Source organism: Sphingobium rhizovicinum, from assembly GCF_042647625.1.
Classification (GTDB): Bacteria; Pseudomonadota; Alphaproteobacteria; order Sphingomonadales; family Sphingomonadaceae; genus Sphingobium; species Sphingobium rhizovicinum.
In genome coordinates this window covers 881,953-895,396 of sequence record NZ_JBHRVU010000004.1, presented here as the reverse complement: position 1 = coordinate 895,396, position 13,444 = coordinate 881,953, and the positions used below count along the sequence as shown (strand labels likewise).

Annotated in this window: 13 protein-coding genes; 8 read left to right on the top strand and 5 right to left on the bottom strand. The window is 61.3% G+C overall.

What is annotated here, in order from left to right:
- Window positions 1–32 precede the first annotated feature (32 nt).
- Entirely contained in the window at window positions 33–1,490 is a 1,458-nt protein-coding gene (gene pyk / locus ACFOKF_RS05740) for a pyruvate kinase (protein ID WP_380793915.1), read from the top strand.
- Between the two features lie 96 nt (window positions 1,491–1,586).
- Here pyk and ACFOKF_RS05735 read toward each other — a convergent pair whose 3' ends face one another.
- The 3 genes from ACFOKF_RS05735 to ACFOKF_RS05725 all read right to left on the bottom strand — a co-directional run bounded on the left by ACFOKF_RS05735 (window position 1,587) and on the right by ACFOKF_RS05725 (window position 4,068).
- On the bottom strand, window positions 1,587–2,387 hold the full coding sequence (locus ACFOKF_RS05735) for a LytR/AlgR family response regulator transcription factor (RefSeq protein WP_380793913.1): 801 nt from the start codon (window positions 2,385–2,387) through the stop codon (window positions 1,587–1,589).
- A complete protein-coding gene (locus ACFOKF_RS05730; RefSeq protein ID WP_380793911.1) occupies window positions 2,384–3,496 on the bottom strand; it encodes a sensor histidine kinase in 1,113 nt (370 codons plus the stop codon). The genes ACFOKF_RS05735 and ACFOKF_RS05730 overlap by 4 nt, the downstream gene beginning before the upstream one ends.
- A gap of 89 nt (window positions 3,497–3,585) precedes the next feature.
- Window positions 3,586–4,068 carry a winged helix-turn-helix transcriptional regulator gene (locus ACFOKF_RS05725; RefSeq protein WP_380793909.1) on the bottom strand — a complete coding sequence of 161 codons (483 nt, stop codon included), beginning with the start codon at window positions 4,066–4,068 and terminating at the stop codon, window positions 3,586–3,588.
- Between the two features lie 111 nt (window positions 4,069–4,179).
- Between ACFOKF_RS05725 and ACFOKF_RS05720 the strand changes: the two genes are divergently transcribed.
- The 7 genes from ACFOKF_RS05720 (at window position 4,180) to ACFOKF_RS05690 (ending at window position 11,669) form a co-directional block, all read left to right on the top strand.
- Window positions 4,180–6,285, top strand: coding sequence for a RelA/SpoT family protein (locus ACFOKF_RS05720; protein WP_380793907.1), 2,106 nt, complete (start codon window positions 4,180–4,182; stop codon window positions 6,283–6,285).
- Window positions 6,286–6,576: 291 nt separating this feature from the next.
- Entirely contained in the window at window positions 6,577–7,668 is a 1,092-nt protein-coding gene (locus ACFOKF_RS05715) for a hypothetical protein (RefSeq protein ID WP_380793905.1), read from the top strand.
- A gap of 101 nt (window positions 7,669–7,769) precedes the next feature.
- Window positions 7,770–8,543 carry a CHAP domain-containing protein gene (locus tag ACFOKF_RS05710; protein WP_380793903.1) on the top strand — a complete coding sequence of 258 codons (774 nt, stop codon included), beginning with the start codon at window positions 7,770–7,772 and terminating at the stop codon, window positions 8,541–8,543.
- A gap of 511 nt (window positions 8,544–9,054) precedes the next feature.
- Window positions 9,055–9,570: a 50S ribosomal protein L10 gene (gene rplJ / locus ACFOKF_RS05705; RefSeq protein WP_298396340.1), complete on the top strand. Its 516-nt coding sequence runs from the start codon at window positions 9,055–9,057 to the stop codon at window positions 9,568–9,570.
- Window positions 9,571–9,638: 68 nt separating this feature from the next.
- Window positions 9,639–10,016 (top strand): 50S ribosomal protein L7/L12, encoded by a 378-nt coding sequence (rplL, locus tag ACFOKF_RS05700; RefSeq protein ID WP_046761890.1) that lies wholly within the window; start codon window positions 9,639–9,641, stop codon window positions 10,014–10,016.
- A 408-nt stretch (window positions 10,017–10,424) separates the two neighbouring features.
- A complete protein-coding gene (locus ACFOKF_RS05695; protein WP_380793901.1) occupies window positions 10,425–11,315 on the top strand; it encodes a tyrosine recombinase XerC in 891 nt (296 codons plus the stop codon).
- Window positions 11,316–11,378: 63 nt separating this feature from the next.
- Window positions 11,379–11,669: a hypothetical protein gene (locus tag ACFOKF_RS05690; RefSeq protein WP_380793899.1), complete on the top strand. Its 291-nt coding sequence runs from the start codon at window positions 11,379–11,381 to the stop codon at window positions 11,667–11,669.
- A gap of 4 nt (window positions 11,670–11,673) precedes the next feature.
- On the opposite strand, the gene ACFOKF_RS05685 is transcribed toward ACFOKF_RS05690, so the two are convergent.
- Window positions 11,674–12,273, bottom strand: a complete 600-nt coding sequence (locus ACFOKF_RS05685) for a DedA family protein (RefSeq protein WP_380793897.1) — start codon at window positions 12,271–12,273, stop codon at window positions 11,674–11,676.
- Between the two features lie 139 nt (window positions 12,274–12,412).
- A complete protein-coding gene (gene gshB, locus ACFOKF_RS05680; protein WP_380793895.1) occupies window positions 12,413–13,387 on the bottom strand; it encodes a glutathione synthase in 975 nt (324 codons plus the stop codon).
- Window positions 13,388–13,444 lie beyond the last annotated feature (57 nt).

Here is a 13,444-nt window from a genome sequence, read left to right as displayed (position 1 = left end):
TTCAGGAGCGATCATGACGGCCAGGAGAAGACATGACTCAGTTACCGCCCCGCTCACGCAAGGTTCGCATCCTGGCGACGCTTGGCCCTGCCAGCGATTCGCCGGAGATGATCCGCGCCCTGTTCGTCGCCGGGGCCGACGCCTTCCGCATCAATATGAGCCATGGCGCGCATGAAGATCATGCCGCGCGCATCGCCACTATCCGCGCGCTGGAAAAGGAATTCAGCCGCCCCACCACCATTTTGGGCGACCTTCAGGGGCCTAAATTGCGCGTCGGCACCTTCGAAAAGGGGCTGGCCATATTGGAAACCGGCGCGAAATTCGTGCTGGACCGGGACGAGACGCCCGGAGACGCGCGCCGGGTGAACCTGCCCCATCCCGAAATCTACGCCGCGCTGGTGCCCGAAACCCGGCTGCTGCTGGACGACGGCAAGCTGGTGCTGCGGGTGAAGGCCATTACCGGCGATCGTATCGACACCATAATCGAGGTCGGCGGCACCCTGTCCAACCGCAAGGGCGTGAATGTGCCCGACGTCGTCGTGCCGGTGCCGGCGCTGACAGACAAGGACCGGCGCGACCTCAGCTTCGCGATGCAGCAGGGATGCGACTGGATTGCGCTCAGCTTCGTGCAGCGGCCTGAGGATCTGGCCGAAGCGCGTAAGCTGATGGGCGGCTATGGCGCGCTGATGGCCAAGATCGAGAAGCCGTCGGCCGTGCAGCGGCTGGAGGAAATCATCGAACTGGCCGACGGCGTGATGGTCGCGCGCGGCGATTTGGGCGTGGAACTACCGCCGCAGGCGGTGCCGCCGCTCCAGAAACAGATCGTCGCCACCGCGCGGCGCATGGGCCGGCCGGTGGTGGTCGCGACGCAGATGCTCGAATCGATGATCAAGTCCCCCTCCCCCACCCGCGCCGAAGTGTCGGACGTGGCGACGGCGGTCTATGACGGGGCCGACGCGATCATGCTGTCGGCCGAAACGGCGGCAGGCGACTGGCCGGTCGAAGCGGTGTCGATGATGGACAGCATCGCCCACAGCGTCGAGCGGGATCCGGGCTATTATGGCCGGCTCCATTATACCGAAACCCTGCCCGATCCAACCACCGCCGACGCGCTGGCCGAAGCGGCGGGCGGCATCGTGCCGGTCGTGGGGGCCAGCGCCATCACCTGCTTCACCTCATCGGGCAGCACGGTGCGCCGCGTGGCGCGCGAACGGCCGTCCGCGCCGATCCTGGCCCTCACCCCGCGCGCTGACACCGCGCGCAAGCTGGGCCTGACCTGGGGCGTGCATGCGATCCGCACCAAGGACATCGGCACGTTCGAGGAAATGATCGGCAAGGCGCGCCGCATGGCGCTGCGCCATGGCATGGCGGACAAGGGCGGCAAGATCATCGTGCTGGCCGGCGTCCCCTTCGGCACGCCGGGGTCGACCAATGTGCTGCACGTCGCGGCGATTCGCGGCGACGAACTCAAAGGGCGCGACGAAGGCTGAAAAACGCCCTGCCTCCATGGGATCATGATCTCATGGAGGCAGGGCGTTTGGCCGAAACGGCCCTTGATCAGGCAATCATCATGCTGATCCGCAAAATCAGTGGACGAAGCGAGCAACCACGTCGCGATAGGAACGGCTGACCTTCACCTGCGCGCCGCTTTCCAGCACCAGGAAACATTCGCCATTGGTATGGGGCTTGACCTGCCGCACCTGGCTCAGGTTCACGATGGTCGAACGATGCACGCGCTGGAAGTTGCGCGGATCGAGCCGCTTTTCCAGATCCTTCATCGTTTCGCGCAGGATCAACGAGTTATCGGCGGTGTAGATGCACATATAATCGCCCGCCGCGTCGATCCGCTCGATCGAATCGACGTCGACGCGGAAAATCTGGCCGCGATCCTTGATGTTGATCAGCTTTTCGAAGCGGTTGGACGCCGGCGCGTCATCATCGGCCACGAAGTCGTTCATCGCCTGCGGAGCAACCTCGGCCAGAACTTCACGCAGCTTTTCGACTTCCTGCACCTGCTTCTTTTCGGACAGGCGCTGGCGCACCCGGTCCAGCGCATCGGCCAGACGCCCCTCCTCCACCGGCTTCATCAGATAGTCGACCGCCTGCGCTTCGAACGCGCGGATCGCATAGTCGCTATAGGCGGTGCAGAAGATGACGAGCGGCGGCTCCACTTCCATCAGGCCCTGCACGACGGAAAAGCCGTCAAAGCCGGGCATCTGGATGTCAAGGAACACAAGGTCGGGTTTATGCGTCTTGATCGCACGGATGGCTTCGCGGCCATTGGTGCAGGTTTCGACGATTTCGACATCCTCATGCGCTTGGAGACGCAGCGCAAGGCCCTGAATAGCCAGGCTTTCGTCGTCGACGAGGATTGTTCTGATGGTCATGCGGCCACTTTCGATGTTTCATCCATGTTAAGCGGAATTTCGATGATGACCGAAAATCCGCCCGGCGTGGAACGCGTTTCGAAGCTCTGTCGTTCCCCGAAGGCCTGAATTAATCGGTCCCGGATGTTCGGCAGGCCCACGCCCGTTCCCTCGCTCATGGGAATGTGCGGCTTCATGGCGCCGTCGTTCAATCCCGGCCCGCTGTCCGATACGACGATCCGGACATTTTCACCGGCAGGCTGCGCGCTGACCGAAATCTCCGCCCCTTCCTCCTTGGGCGTGACCGCATATTTGATCGCATTTTCAACCAATGGCTGAAGCAGCAGCGACGGCAGGCGCGCTCTCGCCACCGCCGGATCGACGGTGAAGACCGGCCGCAGCCGATCCTCGAACCGCATCTTCTCAATCTCCAGATAGAGTTTCAGCGTCTCGATCTCCTGTTCGATCGTCACCTGCGCCGTGGGTTCGTTGACCAGCGTATAGCGCAGGAAGGAGGACAGGCGCGACAGCATCGCATTGGCCCGGTCCGTCTGCTTCAGCAGCACCAGAGTCGAGATGGAATTGAGCGTGTTGAACAGGAAATGGGGATTGAGCTGATAGCGCAGCATCGCCAGCTGGGCGTTGGCCGCCTGATTTTCCAGCCGCAGCAGTTGATCCGCCTGCTCCTCCACCGTCAGATAGAAATTGATGGCGTAATAGAGCGAACACCACGCCCCCAGCAGCGTCATCGACAGATAGAAAGCGCCCAGAAACAGTTGCAGCCCCGCCGTCTCGCTGGCCCGGTTCTGGGTGGAAAAGACCCAAGCGTCGATGAAGGCGACCAGCCCCGCGGCGGCGACCACCGTGACGATCGATACGCCCCATGTGACGATCGGCCGCTGTTTGAGAAGAAAGCGAAACATCACCGCGATCAGCAGCGTCACCGAATAGCCGGTGACGGTGGAGATCATCACCGGCACCAGGCTGGAAAGCGGCTGACCATTGGCGATGGTGGAAGAACCGCGCAGCAGGAAAGCGCCGGCCCATCCCAGCGATTGCAGGTTCCAGAAGGCGCGATTCTTGTCAGCGAAGAAAGGCTGAGGCTTGATGCGGGGCACGGATACGGACATTGGATGCAGGCTTAGGCGATTTACCCCGCCGTTCAAAGCAGGATCGGGCAAAGTCCGTTCGGGGCCGGCCAGCGCTGGTCCCGGCCGGATCAGGCCGCCGCAGCCGGCTCCTGCGCCATCGGCGTCACTTCATCGGTGCAGATCCACACCAGATCGGCCAGATCGAGCGTGCGCCCGTCATGCGCCTGTACGGCGATACGGCGGATCGGCTGGCGATCGCGGCTGTCGGCCAGAAGCTGGCAATTGGGCGGCGCGCAGCCCCATTTCTCGCCCCACTGGCGCAGCGCGATCATGGCCGGGGCCAGATCCTGCCCTTTTTCGGTCAGCCGATATTCGACCTTGCGCCGGTCGCACTGCATCGGCTGACGCAGCATGATGCCATTTTCCACCAGCCGGGCGAGCCGGTTCGCCAATATGTTGCGGGCGATGCCCAGCGACGACTGAAACTCCTCAAAATGGCGGATGCCCGACAGGGCGCCCCGCAGGATCAGGAAGGACCATCGTTCCCCCATGGCTTCCAGCGCGGTGGGAAGGGCGCATTGTTCCAGATCCTGGGCCAGATTATGTTTCATGGGTCTAACGCATAGCGTAAAGCAGCAGCCGTTGCAAAATCGCCGACTAATTGTCGTAACATGGGATTTTTTTGTTGCACGACAAGGGGGTTCCAACACAATCGGGCAACGATGCTACGCCAATATGAACTTGTCGAACGGGTAAAGCGCTACGATCCGGATGCGGACGAAGCGATGATCAACCGCGCCTATGTCTTTTCCGTCCAGAAACATGGCAGCCAGAAGCGCGCCAGCGGCGACCCCTATTTCAGTCATCCGATTGAAGTTGCCGGCATATTGACCGACTTCAATCTGGACGACCAGACGATCGTGACCGCGCTTCTGCACGACACGATCGAGGATACGCTCGTCACCTATGAGGAGATTGAGCAGGCGTTCGGCAAGGATGTCGCGCGCATGGTCGATGGCGTGACCAAGCTCAGTAAGATCGAAGCCATGTCCGAAAATGAGCGGGCGGCGGAAAATCTGCGCAAGTTCCTGCTCGCCATGTCGGACGATATTCGCGTGCTGCTGGTGAAGCTGGCCGACCGGCTGCACAATATGCGCACGCTGCATTTCATCAAGAATCCCGACAAGCGCCGGCGCATCGCGCGCGAGACGATGGACATCTATGCCCCGCTGGCCGAGCGGATCGGCATGTACGACTTCATGCGCGAGATGCAGCTGCTATCCTTCCGCGAGATCGAGCCGGAAGCCTATGACGGCATCATCAAGCGGCTGGAGCAGCTGAAGGAAGGCGGCCATGACAAGGTCGACCGGATCGGCGCGGAACTGCAATTGCTGCTGGCGGGCAAGGGCATGTCGGTCAGCGTGTCGGGCCGCGAAAAACACCCCTATTCCATCTTCAAGAAGATGCAGGAACGCCATATCAGCTTTGAACAGCTGACCGACGTCATGGCTTTCCGCGTCATCACCGACACGGTGGAGGATTGTTACCGCGCGCTGGGCGTCATCCACCAGACCTTCAAGATGGTGCCGGGCCGGTTCAAGGATTATATCTCCACGCCCAAGCGCAACGGTTATCAGTCGCTGCACACCACCGTCATCCATCAGGACAATGCCCGCATCGAGGTGCAGATTCGCAGCCGCGACATGCATAATGACGCGGAAATGGGGCTGGCGGCGCATTGGGCCTACAAACAGAAGGGCGACGCCACCGATCATCATGCCGCCTGGCTGCGCGATCTGGTCGAAATCCTGGAGCAGAGCCAGGATGCGGACGAACTGCTCGAACATACGCGCATGGCGATGTATCAGGACCGCATCTTCGCCTTCACCCCCAAGGGCGAACTGCACCAGCTCCCCAAGGGATCAACGCCGGTCGACTTCGCCTATGCGGTCCACACATCGCTGGGCAACCAGACCGTCGGCGCAAAGGTCAACGGCCGGGTCGTGCCGCTGCGCACGGGGCTGGAAAATGGCGATCAGGTCGAAATCCTCAAATCCGAGGGGCAGGAGCCGCAACCCGGCTGGCTGACTTTCGCCATCACCGGCAAGGCGCGCGCCGCCATCCGCCGCTTCATCCGCCAGAAGCAGCGCGGCGAGGAAATCAAGCTGGGCGAAAAACTCTATGAAGAGATTATCGGCCGCTTTTCCCCCGATCTGGCCAAGGAACTGGGCGACAAGGCGCTGACCGCCGCCTTGAAGCGGCTGAAGCTGGACGATCGCGCGTCGCTGATGGTCGCCATCGCCACCCATCGCGTGCTCGATTCCGAAGTGATGGAGGCGCTGATGCCCGGCTCCACCAGCCATGAAGGCATGGAGGAAGCCCATCCGCGCCAGCATGAGCCGGTGTCGATCCGCGGCCTGACGCCGGGCATCGCCTATAATCTGTCCGATTGTTGCCACCCCGTCCCCGGCGACCGGATCGTGGGGGTGCGGCGCACCGGCGAGCCGATCGAGGTGCACACGATCGATTGCCGGTCGCTGGAGGTGGATCAGGACGACGACTGGGTCGATCTGGCCTGGGACAGCAAGTCAAAGGGCGGCACAGCGCGCCTGTCCGTCATCGTCAAGAACCAGCCGGGTGCGCTGGCGGCCGTCGCCAACGTGTTCGGCGCGACCAAGGCGAACATCCTCAACCTGCAACTGGTGAACCGCGAAGGCCCGTTCCATACCGACATCATCGATCTGGAAGTGGCCGACGCCCAGCATTTGAACCGCATATTGTCCGCACTGCGCGCGATCGACGTGGTGGTGCAGGCGGACCGGGTTTGAAAATGAGGGATGACGAGACTTTACCCCGTCTCGCCTGACATTCTCACTGCTCCCCGCAACCTTGCAACCGCCAGTTGATGAAACGACTGGCGGTTGCAAGTATTCTGGATGATCAGGTGCTTAAGCACACCCCACGCAGACAACCACTCGAGCGGTTTTACGACGAAAATTTCAAGTAAAACCAATACAATCACAAATTATTATTCATGATGAAAAACATTCGATAATAATATTATCGATTCGCCTGAGCATATCAGGCAACTATCAACATATCGCGCGGGGGTATGCGAAATGTTTGAGGCTTGGTTGAACGAACGAGCAGATCCAGGCAATTTTCAGAAAAATGACAGCTGGAACTGGCCACCAATGCTCTGGCATCTGATAGCGATGGTAGTAACCATCTTTATCGCTATCATGCTCTCGCGGTATAGGGGAATGGCAGGACTAAGCGGTATCTGCCTAATGATTCTCACATCAGCCATGGCAATTGGCGGAAGCATTGGTTTTCTTTTCGCTATTCCGCGACTGGCATCGCAGGTCGAAGCAGCGACCATCGACGCATTGTCACCTACCTCCAGCGACACCGAGAAGGATCGGGACAAAGCTGAAAAACGTCGTCTGCTCAACAGCAACAATAATCTGGAAAAGGTTTCCGACTGGCTGACGACAATGCTGGTCGGAGTTGGACTGACCCAACTCGGCAACATCGACACCGCGCTCACATCGTTCCGGCTATTCCTGGCGACGAATGCAAATCTCTACCCCGACCAGTCGGGCTACCAGGCGGGCTTGTTGCCGGTGATCGGCCCCATGCTGCTGGTCGTCGGCCTCGCCATGGGTTTTGTCTATTTCTATGTCTTTACCCGGGTTATGATATCCCCGCAGTTTCTTGTGATCGAACAGAATTTTAACAGCCTTGATGATTCGCCCGTCGTCAAGCTGGCGCATGATATCGAGACTGTGAAACAGGTCGCCGAACAGCTTCCGATCGACAACCGGGCAACCCGAGCCGTTGCCGCGGCGGCCGCTCCTTCGGTCGAAGACGCCTTGGCAGTCATGAACGATGCCCTTTATCAGCCCATGGGTTATCTATCGGCGATAAAAATGGCTGATGGACTACGATCTACCGACGCGATCAATCGCGCGGAATACTGGTTTTACCTCGCAGCAGCACACGGACAGGCACTGAAGGTGGCGACCGGGGATGAGCGCGCAGCCGAGCGTGCCGCAGTTCTCTATGCCGCCCGTAAGGCCGTCGAGATATCGCCAAGTTTCCGCTCGAAACTCTGGCAGATCAGCGACCCGCAAGGATTTGACGATGATCTGGGTGCTCTACGCGAAGACGCGGAGTTCCAGAGTATCGTGCGACCCAACATGACATAAATTCGGCGCGCCTCCAGCCCCGGTCGAGGCACATGGGAAAACACGCCTCAACAGATGACAGGTTGAACCGGATCGAATGATCAAAAAGGAAAGGACGAAAAATGCCATTCCCAGGCCACATCATCAAGGTTGGAGAAACCAATAAGTTGCTGGTCACGGAGATCGTCGCCGCACTGGCCGGCAGAGGTTATGCTACTCAAACACCTCTCAAGCCGGGAATATTCGATAACAATCTCAAGTCGCTCGTAAAGCTCTACCAGACCCAGAATGTAGACATCTTCGGCAGACCGCTGGAGATCGATGGCGAAATCGGGCGCATGACATGGGGCTCGCTGTTCGGCGCAGAGGCCGTGAATGCGCCTCCCACAGGCATTGCCGGCCTGGCCCTTGGCATCGCCATTTCCCAACTAGGCGTTATGGAGCAACCATTGGGCTTCAATCGCGGCGATATGGTGGACAAATATCAGCGGGCAGCCGGCCTCCAATTGATTGACGGAAAACCCGGCTTCTTCTGGTGCATGGCGTTCGTCTACTGGTGCTTCCTTCAGGCGGGCAATGGCACCACTCCCTTTCCCAAAACGGCTGGCTGCCTGGATGCTTGGAACCGTACCAAAAAGAAGGAGCCGACGCGCCTCATTACGCGGGCAGCTGCAATCGCCGATCCTTCGCTGATCGCTCCGGGCATGGTATTCATCCTCGATCATGGCGGAGGTGCGGGCCATACGGGCTTTGTGCGGCAGTCATCCGGCGGAGCGCTCAAGACCGTTGAAGGCAATACTAATGTCAATGGTTCCAATAATGGCTTAGGAGTGTTCGAACTCAATTCCCGCAATGTCATGAACAAGGCCCTTAAAGGCTTCATCAATTTCACCTAATTGCGGCATACCCGGCGAAGCGAACTGCGCCCCATCGCATCCAAAACCAGAAGCGCCGCGCTCGCGTCGACGTGACCCATGGGACTTGCTACCATGGCCCAAGTGTCGCCCAATCAACGCCCCCTCTTCTATTTTCAACATTTTGCGCCCCCAATCCGCCGTCAACGGTGTGGACTTCACCACTGGCGCGCAATCGTGATCCTGCGAGCAACCCCACTTTCCGCGTGACATTTCCCTTCCTTTCCCCTAAAGGCGCGCCCAGCGGGTTCCTCGGAACCCTCCGTCCGAGACAGTTGGTGAAGGGAATTTGCCCTTCTTAATCTCCAGCCTAGACGGGGAAAAGTTCTTTACCGGACGGGTCATGCGCCCGATTCGGGTCTGCCTGTTTCCTTATGGACGGGCCAGTCGACCTCTCCCCTTCGGACTTAGTGCCCCATGCCGCAAGGCGTGGGTTTTAGCCGTTCGCTTGGCTCCTAAACCCGGCGAAGCGAACATGAAGTGGAGTAATGGCATGGATCGTAATCAGAAAGCTGAGGTCGTTTCCGCGCTGAACGCAGAGCTGGCAGAAGTTGGCGTGGTCGTCGTGACCCGCAACCTCGGCATGACCGTCGCCCAGTCGACCGTCCTGCGCCAGAAGATGCGCGAAGCAGGGGCTTCCTACAAGGTTACGAAGAACCGCCTCGCCAAGATCGCCCTCGAAGGCACCAGCTACACCGGCCTGAGCGACCTGCTCACCGGCCCGGTTGGCCTCGCCTCCTCGGTCGATCCGGTCGCCGCCGCCAAGGTTGCGATCGATTTCGCCAAGACCAACGACAAGATTGAGATCGTTGGCGGCGCGATGGGCGAAGTGCTGCTCGATGCGGAGGGCGTCAAGGCCCTGGCGTCGATGCCGTCGCTGGATGAACTGCGTGCGAAGCTGGTCGGCCTTCTGGTCGCCCCGGCTACCAAGCTCGCAACCGTCACCCAGGCGCCGGCTGCGCAGCTTGCGCGCGTCTTCAACGCCTATGCGGAGAAGGAAGCGGCCTGAGCCGTCGCTCCTTCGTTTTTTTGACCCAAATCTGACGGGGCATTTCGCCCCAAAAAAGGAAATATATCATGGCAGACATCAACGCTCTGGTCGACCAGCTCTCGGCCCTCACCGTCCTCGAAGCCGCTGAGCTGTCGAAGGCTCTGGAAGAAAAGTGGGGCGTTTCGGCCGCCGCTGCCGTCGCCGTCGCTGGCCCGGCTGCTGGCGCCCCCGCCGCCGCCGCTGCTGAAGAGCAGACCGAATTCGACGTGATCCTGACCGGCGACGGTGGCAAGAAGATCAACGTCATCAAGGAAGTCCGCGCCATCACCGGCCTGGGCCTGACCGAAGCCAAGGCTCTGGTCGAAGGCGCGCCCAAGGCGATCAAGGAAGGCGTGAGCAAGGACGAGGCCGAGAAGGTCAAGAAGCAGCTGGAAGAAGCCGGCGCGACCGTCGAGCTGAAGTAATCGGAAAAGCCCCGCGGCCACGCGCTGCGGGGCGAACCGATCCGGTCCAGCCGGACAAAGAGGCGGCGCCCGCGAGGGTTGCCGTCTTTTTTGTGTCTGGTGGATGTGGGGACTGACCGTGAGCGGCCACTGCCGTCACCCCAGCGAAGGGCTGGGGTCACAGGAGGTGCCGCGCTACGTGGCCTAAGATCCCAGCCTTCGCTGGGACGACGGTGAAAACAAGACAGTCCGCTACCCACCCATCCCGGCCACCCATCTGTCCTATGTCGCGCGACCTTGCTAGTCTTGCGGCATGTCCGCGCCGCGCCCCTCCTCCACCCGAAGCCCCTCGCAACAAAATTTCACCATCTTGGTCCAAAATGTCGAATCTTGCGGGAAATATGCGAAGTTAAGCGCGGACTGTCCCCTATGACCACCTCTCTCCCCGAACGCTGGCGTCAGCATCTCAGCCTCGACCGGCGGCGCTCGGTCCATACGGTGCGCGCCTATGTCGCCACCGCCGAACGGCTGATCGCCTTTCTCGAAGAACATCGCGGCGAACGGATCAGCGCGCCGACGCTCGCCAGTCTGGATCAGGCGGACCTGCGCGCCTTCCTCACCAGCCGGCGGATGGACGGCATCGGCAACCTGTCGGCGGCGCGGGAACTCTCCGCCGTGCGCGGCTTCCTGAAATTCATCGGGGGCGATGATGCCCATATTCCCCAGCTCAAAGGCCCGCGGGTCAAGCGCGGCCTGCCCCGCCCCGTCTCGCCAGACGAAGCGGTCGCGCTGGCGCAGGACATTGCCGAAACCGCGCGGGAGGACTGGATCGGCGCGCGCGACTGGGCGGTGCTGCTGCTGCTTTACGGCGCGGGGCTGCGCATTGGCGAGGCGATGGGCCTTAACGGCGACATCGTCCCGCTGGGCGACACGCTGCGCGTCACCGGCAAGCGCAACAAGACGCGGATCGTGCCGCTGCTGCCCCAGGTGCGGCAGGCGATCGACGCCTATATCGACCAATGCCCCTATCCCCCGGCGCGCGATGAGCCGCTGTTTCGCGGCGCACGGGGCGGCCCGCTGTCCGCCGCGCTGATCCGCCGGGCGGTGCAGGGCGCGCGCGGCCGGCTGGGCCTGTCGGACCGGACGACGCCGCATGCGCTGCGTCACAGTTTCGCGACCCATTTGCTCGGCCGGGGCGCGGACCTGCGCAGCCTTCAGGAATTGCTGGGCCATGCCAGCCTGTCCTCGACCCAAATCTACACCCAGGTCGACGCCGCCCATCTGCTCGACATTTATCGCAACGCCCATCCCAGAGCGTGAAAGGGCCTCATATCCGCCGCATTTGACGGCAAGCCTGCGGCCTACCCCATCGAAGGGAAAGGCATGATGCTGCGTCTGATACTGGCGTTACAGAGTGTGGGCGCGGCCGAGATTCCGCCCGACTTCGATCTGGCAAAGGTGAAGCCCTCGCCCGACGCCAACGCCATCGTCGTCACCGCGCGCAAGCAGAGCCAGCGCATCGAGCGCCTGCCCGAAGATGACGGCCCGCCGCTGGGCCGCGCCGAATTCGGTCTGTTCGGCAAGGCGAAGGGCGATGTGCATGTCGACAGTCAAAGTTTCGGCAACGGCACCACGTCGCAGCGGGTGATGGTGCGGATGAAGCTGCCCTTTTGACCCGTCAGCCGCGCGGCCGCCAGGTCGCCAGCCGCCATAGATAGATGACGACCGCCCCCACCACGCAGACGGTCGCGGCCGGCCCGACATAATGGTCGATATGGCGGAAATTCTGCCCCAGCACATAGCCGGCATAGGCTAGGATGACATTCCACACCAACGCGCCCGCCGTTGTCCACAACAGGAAGCGGACATGCCCCATGCGGAACAGCCCTGCGGGCAGCGAGATCATGGTCCGAAACGCGGGCATGAAGCGGAAGATGAAGACGACGATCTGGCCATATTTGCCGAACAGATGGTCCAGCGCCTCGACATCGCGCCATTCCAGCGTCGCCCAGCGGCCATAGCGGTCGATCAGCGGCTTGAGGCGATGAAAGCCCAATATATGGCCGACCAGATACCAGAAATAATTGCCGATGGTGGTGCCGATGGTGCCCGCCAGCAGCAGCCATTCCATATCCATCCGCCCCTGCCCGACGCGGATGCCGCCAATGCCCATGATCAGTTCGGACGGGATCGGCGGAAAGATATTTTCCAGGATCATCAGAAAGAAGATGCCCCAATATCCCCCCGCGTCGATCAGGCGGAGAACCCAGTCGGTCATCGCCTCTTCCCACACCCCGTCATCCCGGCGACCCGAAGGGCGGCGTCAGCCAACGCCGGGATCTCACTTTTCTGCTCCACCTCGAAACAAGAAGAGAGATGCCAGCCTTCACTGGCATGACGGACGGTGTGCATCAGGATCAGGCCGCTGCCCGCGCCGCGAGCCGCGCGTCGATCGCGTCCCAGATCATGCCGCCGGTGTCGGTGCCGTCGAATGCATCGATCGACACGATCCCGGTCGGCGAGGTCACATTGATTTCCGTCAGCCATTCGCCGCCGATCACATCGATCCCCACGAACAGCAGGCCGCGCGCCTTCAACTCCGGCCCCATGGCGGCGCAGATTTCCCGCTCCTTGTCGGTCAGTTGCGTCTTGGCCGCCGATCCGCCCACCGCCAGATTCGACCGGATTTCGCCCGCACCGGGGATACGGTTGACCGCACCGGCGACTTCGCCGTCGACCAGCACGATACGCTTGTCGCCCTCTGCGACGCCGGGGATGAAGGCCTGCACCATGAAAGGCTCGACCCATGACGCCTTGAACAGTTCCACGAGCGACGACAGGTTCGCGCCATTCTTGCCGACATGGAACACCGCCACGCCGCCATTGCCATAGAGCGGCTTCACCACGATCTCGCCATGCTGGGCCAAGAAGCTCTTCACCTCGGCCAGATCGCGGGTGATCATGGTCGGCGGCATGAAGCGGGCATAATCGAGCACGAACAGCTTTTCGGGCGCGTTGCGGACGCTGGCGGGATCATTCACCACCAGCGTTTCCGCCTGCACCCGCTCCAGCAAATGGGTGGCGGTGATGTAGCTGAGGTCAAAAGGCGGATCCTGCCGCATCCACACGACATCGACGTCGCGGCCCAGGTCCAGCATCTCTTCGGGACCAAAGGCGAAATGATCGCCCTGTACCTTCTGGACATTCACCGGACGGGCCTTGGCCAGCACGCGGCCATCGCGGAACGTCAGGTCGGGCGCCAGATAATGATAGAGCCGATGTCCCCGCGCCTGCGCCGCCAGCATGATGTGAAAGGTCGAATCGCCCCCGATCTTGATCCCTTCCATCGGGTCCATCTGCATGGCAACGGTCAGGGGGTTGAGTTGGGTCATGCGTATCTTTCCCTTAAACCGTTCGGTTCGAGCAGCTTCGAGCCTGTCGAGAAGCGT

Coding starts and splice junctions, on each gene's coding strand:
- pyk (WP_380793915.1), top strand. CDS start 33: ATGACTCAGTTACCGCCCCGCTCACGCAAGGTTCGCATCCTGGCGACG.
- ACFOKF_RS05735 (WP_380793913.1), bottom strand. CDS start 2,387: ATGACCATCAGAACAATCCTCGTCGACGACGAAAGCCTGGCTATTCAG.
- ACFOKF_RS05730 (WP_380793911.1), bottom strand. CDS start 3,496: ATGTCCGTATCCGTGCCCCGCATCAAGCCTCAGCCTTTCTTCGCTGAC.
- ACFOKF_RS05725 (WP_380793909.1), bottom strand. CDS start 4,068: ATGAAACATAATCTGGCCCAGGATCTGGAACAATGCGCCCTTCCCACC.
- ACFOKF_RS05720 (WP_380793907.1), top strand. CDS start 4,180: ATGCTACGCCAATATGAACTTGTCGAACGGGTAAAGCGCTACGATCCG.
- ACFOKF_RS05715 (WP_380793905.1), top strand. CDS start 6,577: ATGTTTGAGGCTTGGTTGAACGAACGAGCAGATCCAGGCAATTTTCAG.
- ACFOKF_RS05710 (WP_380793903.1), top strand. CDS start 7,770: ATGCCATTCCCAGGCCACATCATCAAGGTTGGAGAAACCAATAAGTTG.
- rplJ (WP_298396340.1), top strand. CDS start 9,055: ATGGATCGTAATCAGAAAGCTGAGGTCGTTTCCGCGCTGAACGCAGAG.
- rplL (WP_046761890.1), top strand. CDS start 9,639: ATGGCAGACATCAACGCTCTGGTCGACCAGCTCTCGGCCCTCACCGTC.
- ACFOKF_RS05695 (WP_380793901.1), top strand. CDS start 10,425: ATGACCACCTCTCTCCCCGAACGCTGGCGTCAGCATCTCAGCCTCGAC.
- ACFOKF_RS05690 (WP_380793899.1), top strand. CDS start 11,379: ATGATGCTGCGTCTGATACTGGCGTTACAGAGTGTGGGCGCGGCCGAG.
- ACFOKF_RS05685 (WP_380793897.1), bottom strand. CDS start 12,273: ATGACCGACTGGGTTCTCCGCCTGATCGACGCGGGGGGATATTGGGGC.
- gshB (WP_380793895.1), bottom strand. CDS start 13,387: ATGACCCAACTCAACCCCCTGACCGTTGCCATGCAGATGGACCCGATG.